The 12,999-nt window shown below is 39.0% G+C and carries 9 protein-coding genes; all 9 read right to left on the bottom strand.

Annotated features, from left to right (window positions below; all coding sequences use genetic code 11):
- Positions 1 to 5: 5 nt before the first annotated feature.
- A complete protein-coding gene (locus tag IKW96_RS12060; RefSeq protein ID WP_296575141.1) occupies positions 6 to 4,298 on the bottom strand; it encodes a hypothetical protein in 4,293 nt (1,430 codons plus the stop codon).
- The gene (locus IKW96_RS12065) at positions 4,282 to 4,974 is read right to left on the bottom strand and encodes a DUF6063 family protein (RefSeq protein ID WP_296575144.1); all 693 of its coding nucleotides are present in this window, start codon (positions 4,972 to 4,974) and stop codon (positions 4,282 to 4,284) included. Before IKW96_RS12065 ends, IKW96_RS12060 begins: the two co-directional genes overlap by 17 nt.
- The gene (locus tag IKW96_RS12070; protein WP_296575148.1) at positions 4,971 to 6,497 is read right to left on the bottom strand and encodes a hypothetical protein; all 1,527 of its coding nucleotides are present in this window, start codon (positions 6,495 to 6,497) and stop codon (positions 4,971 to 4,973) included. Before IKW96_RS12070 ends, IKW96_RS12065 begins: the two co-directional genes overlap by 4 nt.
- A gap of 4 nt (positions 6,498 to 6,501) precedes the next feature.
- The gene (locus tag IKW96_RS12075) at positions 6,502 to 7,524 is read right to left on the bottom strand and encodes a Wadjet anti-phage system protein JetD domain-containing protein (RefSeq protein ID WP_296575151.1); all 1,023 of its coding nucleotides are present in this window, start codon (positions 7,522 to 7,524) and stop codon (positions 6,502 to 6,504) included.
- A 525-nt stretch (positions 7,525 to 8,049) separates the two neighbouring features.
- Complete coding sequence (locus IKW96_RS12080) at positions 8,050 to 9,654, bottom strand: DUF6119 family protein (protein WP_296575153.1); 1,605 nt, start codon at positions 9,652 to 9,654, stop codon at positions 8,050 to 8,052.
- Positions 9,655 to 9,697: 43 nt separating this feature from the next.
- Entirely contained in the window at positions 9,698 to 10,735 is a 1,038-nt protein-coding gene (locus IKW96_RS12085; RefSeq protein ID WP_296575156.1) for an HAD family hydrolase, read from the bottom strand.
- A 22-nt stretch (positions 10,736 to 10,757) separates the two neighbouring features.
- Complete coding sequence (locus tag IKW96_RS12090; RefSeq protein WP_009984301.1) at positions 10,758 to 10,943, bottom strand: hypothetical protein; 186 nt, start codon at positions 10,941 to 10,943, stop codon at positions 10,758 to 10,760.
- A gap of 6 nt (positions 10,944 to 10,949) precedes the next feature.
- Positions 10,950 to 11,600 carry an RloB family protein gene (locus IKW96_RS12095; RefSeq protein ID WP_296575160.1) on the bottom strand — a complete coding sequence of 217 codons (651 nt, stop codon included), beginning with the start codon at positions 11,598 to 11,600 and terminating at the stop codon, positions 10,950 to 10,952.
- A gap of 3 nt (positions 11,601 to 11,603) precedes the next feature.
- The gene (locus IKW96_RS12100) at positions 11,604 to 12,872 is read right to left on the bottom strand and encodes an ATP/GTP-binding protein (RefSeq protein WP_296575163.1); all 1,269 of its coding nucleotides are present in this window, start codon (positions 12,870 to 12,872) and stop codon (positions 11,604 to 11,606) included.
- Between the last annotated feature and the right edge of the window lie 127 nt (positions 12,873 to 12,999).

Below are 12,999 nucleotides of genomic sequence, written 5' to 3' on the forward strand. Positions count from 1 at the left end.
TATTATCAAAAAAGTGAAAGCTGTTCCGACAAATAATAAGCGTGTTCCATATGCTGTTTAGCCTCGGCTTCCAGTATTTCCATGTTTGATAGCGGAAGACTTTTAAAACGAAGCTGATATACCATATCGAAAAAGCTCGTTACAGCAGCTGTACCAAGATGTGTCAGGCAGATCAGCTGAATATGGAAATGCCGTGCAATACGGAACATCGGTTCAAGAAGATGCGGTGATGAGATAGGTCCGAACGGATTATCAAGAATCAACACTCCACTTGTAGTGCTCAGACTACTCGTTAGACTCCGTGTGTAATTCATTACGGAAACGATCAGTGAGAACAATACAACAAACTGTTCTCCCCCAGAATTAGCTTTCAATGCGTCCTGCCATGAACGATAACGGCTGTTCTGGACATTCTTATCAATCTTGAAAACAATGATTGGAATGGTCTCTTTGCCGATATAGCAATTCAGAAGCCGCCTGATTGCCAGATGTTCGTGATGTGATTTTGCCGAAGAATCCTGTTCGGACAGATATTTTTTCACCTGCTCTGTAATATACTGATTTATCCTTTCAGCAGGCTGCTCGCTCACGGGTTCAATGACAGGCAGATCAATTCGTATCATCTGTTTTTTCGCATTACCGATCTGTATCGTTGACTTCTTTGATAGTATCGTAAGATTCTCATACAGCCGTCCGACACGCTGAAGACAATTTGTGACAAGCTGCTTTCTGCTGTCCTCAACATCTTTTAGCAAAACAGCAAGCTGAGCGATGCGATCCTGATAACGTTTTATATCACCTTCTGTACGCTCGTAAAGCGTGAAGTATTTATCACCTGCGATATCATGATTGTCGATAACAGATAAAATACCGTCAAGCGTTCCCGTAAACAAGGTGTGCGTGTTTCTGAACGGTTCAAGCTCTGTGCTGTGATACTTCTTCGTTTTGCTTTCGGTTTGTTTCAATTTTTCAATGCAGTTCTCTATGGTATCACGAAGTTCGTTGGTATCTTGCAGACCATCTGACAGTTTTGGCGTGTAATCTGCATATTCCACTTTAAATCGTTCTGCATATTTAGATGTATATTTACGGTCTGCATTCAAATCAGTCAATTTATCCGCACATTCATGTTCAACCTTTTCAGAATCACATAAAGCAGACATACATTCTGCTATACGGCGTTCAAAATCCGCCCCCACTTCTGATCGTGGCAGAAGCTCGGTATGCAATTCTGAGAGCTTAGCCTTTGCCTGTTCAAATGCGCTTTCGGCTCTAGCATGACATTCCACAGCAGCCGAATACTGTTCGGAAGCCTGATCACATTCCTTTTGCGCCTGAGCAGACATTTCCGCTACACGATGATAAGCATCGTCGGAATATGTGGTGCTTTCATATTCTGTTGGTTCAATATGAAATCTTTGAATGCCTTTTTCTTTTGTTCCTATGCTCTTCTGCACCTTTTGCAGTTGTCTATTAAGCTCCTGAAGATTTGCAGAATGACTCTCCTGATACATACGATATTCTGCAAGCATTGCAGAATAATCTTCGGAAAGCACTTCTGCTTTCGGTGTGTCTTTAAGCTCGACAGTCAAATTCTGATATTCTGTCAGTTTTTCATTGAAATGCTTGATTTTGTCGTCGCATTCCTGTATGATCTCTGTAATCCTGCCTTCTTTCCTTTGCTCTGACTCGATCTGAGCGGCAAGCTGTTTGCAGGCTGATTCCATATCAGTTATTTGTCTGCTTAGTTCTTCATATTGCGAAATTGTACTGCAAATACGCTCAAATTCTTTTTGATTATTTTCTGTCTGGCGTAAAATGCGTTGCTCTGCATCTATAAGTTCACGAAGTTCCTCTGTGCGCTTTTTGATATCCGCTTTTCTTTTGTCAAGCGCTGATAGCTTATCTTGTATGGTTCGGAGTTCCAATTGACAGGAAATGATCTGTTCCTGTATACGCTGTTCATAATCATCGGTATATGTAAATGCTGTGAGTATATGGCGTTCTGATTCCCACTCTCTTATCTGACGCTTAATATGTTCAATCTCAGCTTTTGCATCATTAAGTCTTTGCTGTATGAGATCTTTGTAAGCAGAGGCATCACTAAAGTATTCCTTATCAAATGCAGAGAGGAACCGGTTATGCTCACTCCATTTCCCGTCAGCCATATCGGCAAGCTCAGAACGTGTATATACCGGAATAACAGCCGACAGCCATAAATCTGTTGTTTGTGACAGCAGCTTTATCTGCTCTTTTTCGGAATCAACTATGACGGCATAAGCGACAAGCGGATTGACTGCAAGAATATCCTCACGTATTCTGAGTGACTGAAAATTCAGATAATGCTCGCCTGTTTGGAAAGAAACGCCCGATTCCTGCAAGAAGTCAACTGCTGTTTTAGAAAGGTGTAGCTGTCCTGCTTCAATACATCTGAGCTGTTCTGTAAGCAATTCAGCTGAATGCTCGGTTTGTCTCAGTTGTTCTCTCAGCTTTGCAAGTATATTATCAAGATTTGTTATCGGCTCATCAGTAAACAACCGGCTTTCAGGTATTGACAGATGCTCCAGTACAGAAAGAACAGAGTTATACGCATCGCTGTATTGTTTCATTGCGGTCTCATGCTGTTGCAGGCTGACATTACAATTTGCCCGTGTCTCAGTCAGCTCTGTGCGCTCTGCATCCTGAGCATCAAGCTCCTGCCCGAGCTGTTCTGCTTCATTTTGACATCTTTCAATTTCGTTATTTGCATTTTTGATCATTTTATCATAGCCCAAACGGATACTCTCGATATCCTCCTTAGAATAACTGCCGTCAAGCATGACCGTGATGTGTAAAGCAAGCTCTGACAGCCCCCGATTGATCTGCTCATGCATTATTTTTTGGCTGCCGATAGTCTGATTTAAGCTGGTACTATTTTCATTAAGTTGTGTGGTAATCTGTTCTATCTTTTCTTTTACCTTACAGAGTGCATCTGATTGTTCTTTCCTTGCAAATTCTTCCTGATGCAAATTGCTTTCTGTCTGTTGAATCAGTTCAGTTGCCAGTAAGGAAAGTGAATACTTCAAGGAAAGAATGCGAAAATCCTGCGTTCCCTGTTCCAACTCTCTGATTTGTGCAGTCAATGCTTTCTCATCATTTTGCAGTTCAAGTAGCTCTGCGTATTCCTTGGCAGCATTCAATACTTTGACCATATGGACAAACTTGTCACGCTGGTTTTCAGCATCATCTTTTTGCAGTCTGCATTTTTCAAGTTCCTCAAATGCTTTGTCATAGCTTTCTTGCGCAAGATAAAATGCTTCCGATGCCTTTTCCACTTTGATATGATGCAGTTTTTCTTTCAAGTTGGCTATTGTTTGTTCGATCTGCGCTTGCTTCTCACTTTCCAGTTTGATATGATGATCAAGTGTGAATAAATGGTCAGCCAGCAAACGAATTGCCTGTATCCTTGCATCTTCGGCATCCCACATATTCTTCATAAACGGAAGTATCCCTTGCAGCTTTTCCGTAAAAGCTTTGATCTGTGACTGCAAGCGAAGATTTTCTTCCTGCCCTGCATAGCTGTCAGCATAATGGACAAACATTTCTTCCAACGCTTCCGCTGATGCTGCATCATTCGGCATGACACCGGGGATAATGAACTTGTCAAGCAGTCTGTCAGCGGTTCGATATTCCTCAAAGAATTTAGTAATACCGCCCTCCACTGCATTGATGCGAACAAGGATATTTTCCCATTCTGTGTGGAGAATACCGTATTCCTCCAAGCGTTTCTGATATCGCCGCAACGAATCGGAAGGATAATATTCGACCTTTCTGTTCTGCAAATACTTACGAAGCTCATCAAACGACATAGGACGGATATGATTGCCCGTCCGTTCGGTAAGTGGAAGATTGATCAGGTCGAGTTTATCGCCGGCTCTTGTATAATCGTGCATAAACGTGTAATAACGAACCGTTTTGCTTTCGTTCTCATCATCTGCTGTCGTGCTTGCAGCCAATGCGATACCGGTCAGCAGACTGTTAGAGGAACCGTCCAATGCCCATTCTATCAGGACAAACGCATGATCTGTACCCTTTTGGAAATAATCGCTAATATTGCGATTCTGAACCTTTGCTTTCGGGCAAACTGGTTGGAGCAACAGCTGAACGATCACAGACTTACCGCCGCCGTTATCAAGATTCAGCAGGGTATCGATCGGTTTTCCATCAGCATTCTCGGTACAGAATATCTCGTCTGGTATCAGCTTCGTACCTTCATTGAATCTGAAATTGACAATTCTAATCTTACGAATCGCCGGCATCTGACTTTCCTCCTTCCAGTATAGAATGTATTTCAGCAATACGATTCTGAGATAAATAATACGGCATCAGGTCATTTAACTTGACCGTTGGCTTCCACACTCCGTCTGCTTCATACAACAGATCCTCATCACGGAACTTTCTGATTATCTTCATAAAACAGCCGTGTTTGGTATCTGATGAGTTGGATTCATCACCACGCTTAGCAAGCCAGTTGTCAGCAAGACGCAGAAAATCTATACTGTACTGAGCTGATGCATTTTTCAGTACTTCGCCTTCAGTTCGCACCTGCTCGCAATGCTGTGTAAACTCACCCAGAAAATCCGACTCTTTTATATAATATCTTGTTTGGAGCGTATTTCCTTTTCCACCGTAAAGCTCATGCAAAAGAAAGATTGCCATATAATTTAACAAGTATAGCTCTTCCAGCTTTTCATTACCGACACTGCGTCGGAAATCGCTGTTATCCTGTGAAAATAGTTCATTGCTTGGATTCGGTAGAAGATAAAGCCTGCCGTTTGTCCTGTAAAGCTTGAAGTCAAGTTCCTGCTCCATGATTGCAAGCTCAGAAGCAATTTCCGGATCGTTGTAATACTCATAATATGTTGGTTCCTGTTCACGGGTAATGTATCCCTTTTCCATGAGTTTTGCAAACAGTTTCAGACCTTCTGGTTTCATCTTCTCACCTCGATCTTAAAATCATTCATTTTGATACTGCCGCCCGCAGAATCCAGTAAAGTGATTACTTCATCAAGCTTATGTATCAGTATCGACTCCATCTGCACGAATTCTTTGGGAAGTTCGCTCAGGCAATAGGAAAGATCAAATTCACCGACAGGCACGATAATATTCTGCTGTTCTGAACGCCAGCCTGCAACATCAATCTCTCCAATTCCGTAGAGCTTCAGCATGACATCAGGCAATGATTTTTCCTGCATCTGCTCCTGTAACTGTTCTTTTGAAGCAGAAGCAAGATACTCGCTGAAACAGAAAACTGGTTTGTTTTCCGTATATGACAGCAAACCGCTTATAATATCTACATATCGTTTATTTCTGATATCTGCTACATTTTCGGCGGCATACTCGCTTTTGATATCAATACCGTCATCTCTGTTGCTCTCTCTGATATCATTCTGCCTGCTGTAAAAGAAATCAAGACCAAACAAATGTGGAAATGAAGGACGATAAAGCGGAGTAAACAGACTTCCAACACTTCTGGTATCGAACAGCTGCATTTTCTGTAACGGGAGCAATAATTCCTGTTCAATGTCAAAGCGACCTGCCTGCAAATAAGAAAAACTATCGTCTAACAGAACGGCATATAGTTCAGCTAGTGTAAATTTCTGATTGAATACACGGCTCTGCTCACTTATTACAATATCAATGTTTTTGAGAATTTCTCGTATTTCCTGTTCTATCTGACCAATATTTTTGTCTGTATTGATCTGGGCATCTGCGATTGCTTGCAGCTTTGCTGATACAAGAGTGCGGATATCACTAAGCTGCTTGTTTTCGTCCTCAAAGGAATCCCTGACCTGTGCAACGATCTCCTCATATTCATCAATAGACACTTCGGAAATATTGGTCCTGCACCGAAGCATAAAGTCATCCATTCTTGTTTTCAGATTCCTTACTCGACTGACCAGTTCACGGCTCTCCCGAAGCGCTTTACCGTAGTTACCACGTTTGATAAACTCCTGTAATTTGAAACGGTTAACAGAAAAATCCAGTTCGCTGTCAATCTCTTTAGTTCTAAACAAAAACTCATACGCTTCATTTGTCAGAACATAACTGCCGCTTTGCTGTTCAAGGAGAATAAGTGAGCGTTGATCTCTGAACTGTTCCTCGCTGTTGTAAAAAGTATCAAATGAGCGCACTTTTCCGTTGCTTTGTAATACATCTGTTATGATATAATCAGCCAGTATCTTGGCTGATTCCAGTTCATAATCGTACACATCAGCAAGTTCTCGCAGAAACGCTGTGATATCTTGTTTTGTGCAGCGTTCGCCGTATCGAAGAGTACTGTCCATGATAAAAACCATTACCATAAGGATAAGATTGTCGGTCTTATCATCATCATTATGCAACAATTCGCGAATCTCCGTTGGCTTACTTCTTTGCAGCCAGTATTTGATAAGATTCACGAATCGCATTCGCTTCTCAAAATCCAGTAATAATTCTTTGGTTTCTGCTGAAATCATGTTCTTACCTCATGTTTTCCGCCAGTACGGGATACGAAAGAATCTCCTGTGGCAGACGCTTATTATTTTGCAGTATATGAGTGATCTGTTCCTGTTCATCAACCATAAATTTGAGTAGTATCCCAGACATTTCAGGAATGATGCATCGCTTATCCTCACTGTCGGGGAGCTGAATGTTACGGCTCAGTTCCAGCATTTTTTTATATACCGGAAGGAACAATTCGATATGTAGTTCCTCTGCTGCTTTGCAAAGCCGCAGAAAGATATCAAAGCCGGCTCTGTCGATATCACCGCAATACAGAAAACGAATTGTATCAGCCCCAAGATAAGCAGCATAGGAACGGAATTTATCCTTACCCGTGATGTCATTGCCCTGCCCGAAAATCACACCATCAATTTGAGTATCAAATAATGTGTTAGCTTGGGATTCATACATAAGGCGACGAATATTGAACCATATATCCTTGTTTTCACAAATGAGTAAGGTCATAGTTGACTTTCGGACGGGGATATAATCCGAAAAGCACTGTTCAGGCGTTTCATAATATCGAAGCATATCTCCTGTGATTCCGATAGCTTCCAATAATCTTAAATGATTATCCAATTCCTTCTCTTCACCGAAGATGGCAAAAGAACGCTCACGCCTCGACATCATATCATTGCCCTTTTGATTGGTAAGCCATTCGGTCAAACGGCACAAAAACGCCCTGTTATTGACAAACTGCATTCGATTACGAAGCAGATATCCATTTGCTGAAAGTCTCGGATGGAGTGCATTGATCTCATCTGGTGACACCTGTATCGTGTTTTCAATGCAGATAGTGTATCGCATAAACAAAGGATTTTTCTGATTTCCGTTTGTTCCACTGCTCTTGATAGGCACTAATACACCTTGATTGGTAAGCTCTTTTATCTGTTCGTTAAGTTGTTCCGAATCTGAGCATAATCCGCTGAGTTCCTCCAATGTGATCCGTTTACGAGGAAAATCCTGCAATGCTTTATACAGTGTATTACTAGGCTTACTCATACATTGCCACCTCTAATCAAAATATGGAATAGTATATACATATTGTAGCATAATTGGGTCGAAAAAGCAAGCTGTCAGCTGTAAGAAACAGATTACTCGAAGTTCGAGCGTTATTATAAAAAAACAGGCAGATACATCGTTTGAAGTATCTGCCTGTTCTGTTTCATAGCTCACTGTATAGGTCTTTACATAATAGTTGTTGAAAAACTTCTATATTATTACCGACTTAGACTGTGAGAGCCTTATCATTAACTATTCTATCGGCTCAGACATACACGTTTACACGGATATCACGCCAATTGTGGAATTCACGCTTCTCGGACTTAGCCCGGAAGTACATCTCTGCATCGCCCTGAAATAGCGTAAAATCGCCGATTTTGATATAGTCGTGAATTACTTTCCTTCGTTGATTGCAGCCTGCTGGGCGCTCAGGGCAGCTCAATAAACCCAATACCAGAAATCAAGTTTATCGTTTTTAATTGATATGTAAATATTTCAATATCTATGATAATAAGTACTACGTAATCATTTTTGCTCTATAAAGCAGATAGAATACCCAAATCTTGTACGTTCTAGGCTTTGACAAGTAAGCATTAAGTTTACTTTGCTGAAGAATGGCAGTTTTTTGACTGAGCAATCTGATTTTTCTGCAATAATCGCATAGACTACTTCATATTCATTTGGATTTGGCTTTCCCTTATAACTAAAAACATTATCACCGAGTTTGTCTTTAACCTTTAAATATACTTGCTCTCTAAATAATTCATCAGACAAAAAACACTCAGCAGATACTCTTCCTTGAGAAAACAGATGACTTAATTGAGATGAATTAGCTCTTTTTTTCACATGAATCATCATCTTGTTGTTGACGAACAAGTCACAAGACTCAATTTGCTTTGCGCTACCTTTTAAACTAATGAGTTTTTTGTCCATTAAGCAAATTGCAGCATCATTCTGAGCCACTCTTTCATTATATGCTCCTTCACTTTCATTTGTATCGCACGATGGAAGCGTGATAGGACATAACGGAAGATTACTTATATAGTCATTAACTTCTTTAAAAAAGTCGTTCTCAATATAATACCAAGATCCGTTCCATATTATATATGTTTTATTAGATAATATACATTCCCAAACTATTGATGAAAAAACATTGCAGATAGCATTTTGTGCGCCATTTGAATCTATTGTCATCAATCTATCCCTGCGAATTTTATCAATTATTCTTTTGGTGTCGTTTGAGTCTAGCTTTTCAGAATATTCCAGTAAATTCGGATCAAATGAATAATTACTAACATCCTTCAAGTCCTTTCCGACTCCTGAAAAACAATAACCTTCAATTAATTCCGGATCAATTATATCTGGAGGAGCAATATACATATTATGAATATCCTTGTTTATAAGACTCTCTCCTAAACAATCATTCAGTTTTTCCTTTAACTCTGTATCCCGGATTTCATTAATATTATCAACCCATTTGAAACCAATTCTTTTGTATCTATCGTCTTGATATGCTTCTAAATATCTTTCTAGTTTCTCACCCAATTCGTTTATGTCCATAGGAACAGAAACGGATAATGTATCTTTTCCACTAATTGTATTACCCAAATCTTCATCATACGGTTTTCCAGTAATAGAACGAAGAATATCACTGTAAGCATTTAGATCAAACTCTTCTTGTGACGTTCTGCGACTTGCTTGTTGCTGAGTTGATACTATCATATCTTCTATTACAGCTGATTGAATGCTTCTCATTTGTTTTTCTTCAATCATGTTCAGTGCAGCTTTTAAACCAAAATTCCGTTCAAACTTATCGGCACGCAATAAGCTTTTTCCATATCCTAAAACTACAGCCATAAATCTGCTTCTTATTTTAACAATAATTGCTGCTTTATTTGATGTATTCGCAGATAGATCTATTTTGCTTTCAGATATTTCATCGACCAAAGTTTTCCATTTGGGTTGTGTATGTTTACTTTTAGAGTAGACTATTATCCCCTTATACTTTATGCCCTCTCTAATATTAACAGCATTTATATCAGGACCTTTTTCGTATGCATCAGTATAGTCTTTTACTGTTTCTTTAAACAGCACAATATTTAGGTTGATTGTAGGCTTTTTCTCATCCATTTTATCACCTCTTTATTTAGCTTCTTATTTATCAATGAATACACTATTCTATATTTCCAGGAATAAATGCCTTCATTTCGCTGATAGTTTCTTCCATATCTTTTTTCATCTTTTTAGAAGCTTGGTGTTTAGTCAAATCATACATTTGCTCAAATGCTTTAATAGAGTTGAATAACGCCGCATCAACATTTAATACCATCTGCTCAGTTTTCATCTTTTCTCTAGCAGCAACAGCATCAATAATTTGCTTGACATATTTTGTTAGTTCACTGCGAGATGAATAATCCGCAGGTGCAAAATAATTGATTCTTCCATCATTAAAAAGCTGATACACTTTTTTACGTATATTTTTATCAGGATCATAAACACCTATTGAGTACCCACCTTTACTCTTCACAAGACGCATACAAGGAATATCTGTTGCACTGTCACCAATGTAAACAATGTTTTCATATGGTATGTAAAGCTTATTTTCTGGCATGGAATCATTAACTCTGTCATCATATTCTTCAAATATTCCCTTGGCTATTCTGAAAATGAACTGGGTTTTATTTGTATAGTTAACAGCTTGGGCAGGCCATTCAGCAACACCATCTGGAGTATAATAGTATGATGAAGCATAAATTCGCTTGAATTTATCTGCTATCCTGCTTCCCTCTATGATTTCTTTTAGACCCGAAGATATAATATAATGCTCAAGAATGATTCCTTGTTTCTCTGCGTACTTATCCATTCTGTCAAACCAGTCTTCTACACCTTTGTATAAGGCAACATCCTTTCCTATTTCTCGGAAATATTCTTTGCGGATTGACTTTCTCTTAAACTTTGAATAATGAAGCAGCTGATACATCCACGCAAGATTTGTTTCCATGAGATTATCTTTAGCCAGCTTATTAGACTCTTCCCAAAAGCTCGCTGCATCTATTTCAAAAGAAGGAATAAGCGTGAATGTCTGCATATCATCTGGAGAGAGGGTCTTATCAAAGTCATAACAAATAGCCATACGTGGCTTTCGGTTCTTGATTGCTTCGATTTCCTTCTCTTTTGCTTCCTGAGCATTGGCAGTGTTATCATTTACCATAAGTTACCCCTTTCTCTCTGGTTCATAAACCTAAGTATTTGATCATAGATAACATATTCTCAATTCTGTCAGCCTGAGCGGCACAGGCATCTACACGTGCTTTTTGCTGTTCTTTCTGAATTGGGTTCAGAAGGGGATTATTGTCTATCGCTTGTTTCATCATGTCTTTTATCATTTCATGCTGCATATGTTTTTCAATTTCGTTCATGCAATATCACCTCTTTGATATCTTCAATTTTATTTCTCCAACCAAATTATGCACAGTAGTACAAGGACACATTTCTGACGGCTTGTCCTTACCGATTGCTATGTGCTCATTGTACTTCTGTTGAGCGAGTTTTACTGCCTGTCCTTCGTCTCCATAACGATTAAGCTTCTCATAGATATCTTTATCCGACTTAGCATATTTCTGACCAGTAACTCTTTTGAAGGTCTGTGCAAAGCCGTTGCAACAAGCGACAGAATCCTGATATGTAGGCATAGCGCCGAAGTAAGCGTTGAACCATTCCTCGATACATGGATTAGTCCAGCCGACGTTAATGCCTTTATCCTCAGCTTGGCGAATTATCTCGTCAAAGTTCTTGACCTTATCACGATCAAAGATTATCCATATCTCGCCGTACTGCGGATTGATGGAGGCAAGATTTCTGGCTTCATCTACAAGATTATTGGATTTGGTTTTAATGACCTTAATCACCAACTTGCCTTGTAATTCTTTCGGAATAGAATCTCTTAGTCCATACATATAGTTCTGTTCAGTTTCTTCCGTATCAGTAACTATGAAGTAGTAACCTAATTCTGGAACTCTTCTTTTGGCAAGTTGATCACGAGTTTTCCGTTTTCCGTTTCTTTCAACATGAGCCATACTTTATTCCCCCTTGAACATATCAAAATGTTTCAGAGTCGGTATTGCTCCGTACTTACCCAACAGATAGTTCTTCTCGTAATTCTCGTCCTTGCGGATTTTAACTCCATCTTCATCTACAAAATCAGCTAATGAGAAAAGATATGATATTCCATTTGAATCCTTTTCAGTGAACCAGATCTCATCTCTTCTGAGGATATTACCGTTAAGCTGCCAAGAGTCATGAGATGTAAAGATAAGTTGGGCATGATTTGTATTGATCTCAGGATCGAGAAACGTAATAACAAATGCTCTTACAAGCAGGGGGTGAAGTCTGGCATTAAGCTCGTCAATAAAGAAAACGCCACCCGTTGACAGCACATCCTGTAACATTGGATACAATGCAAACATTTTAAGCGTTCCGGCTGATTCATGCTGAAGCGGGATAGAGGTGGTCTGATCAGAGTCTATCATTTTATGAACAGCGTCAATTCTGAGCTTCTTATCCGAATCATCGATTTCAGACTTGATAACTTCAACATTAAAACCAATTATTGAAGGATCGAATGACGAGAAGTAATCAACTACTTTCTGTCTAACCTTTTCATCTTCTTCAAATCCTTCCGGTATAAGCTGAGATAAGAAAAAGTTCTCTATTGGTCTGCCAAAATCCGCAAAATCATTATGCACAAACCAATCCCTTATAAACTTAAGCTTTGCTATTTTTAGCTTAGCACCAAGTGAGACAACCAAGGTTTCCTTTTCTAATGCGATAATCAAGTTCTCTCGACTTTTAGCAGGAATACCTGCAAAATCTAACTCTTCTCCATTACGATAGAAAATACGCTTGAAATCGCCTCTTGAAGACTTTGACTTATAGTTTAACCATTCCTCACATACGCCATTACTGTCGACAGTGAATCCATAATTATAAGTCTTTGCTCCATTTTCCTCTGAGTCAATAAAATACACTTCAAATGAAGATTCTGCATTTTTGCTTGTATTATCGAATAAAAACGGAGTCGGCTTAAAAAATCTCGAATTCTTTTTTGAATCAGATTCATCGCCATAATCGAGTGAATTGATAACATACGTTGACATATATCTGAAAGCTTCCTGAACATTAGACTTTCCGCTTGCATTCGCACCAAATATAGCTGCAACAGGCAATACCTTTTCATTTGCAATAGAAACAACATGATTATTAAATTCAGAAATCTTTGTTGCCGATAAATCTAGTATTGTATCATCCTTAAATGATTTGAAATTCTTAAAATTGAACTGTAATAACATAATGTAAAGCCTCCTTTTTTTCTCCTTACTATATATTATACTCAAAAAGCGCAAAATGTCAACACTTAATTGAGAAAAATTCTCATTCAGATGTTATTTTTGCTTTCGTATCAAAAAATCCTCATAG

Origin of the sequence: Ruminococcus sp. (genome assembly GCF_017549005.1) — a bacterium.
In the GTDB taxonomy this organism is placed as follows: domain Bacteria; phylum Bacillota; class Clostridia; order Oscillospirales; family Ruminococcaceae; genus Ruminococcus.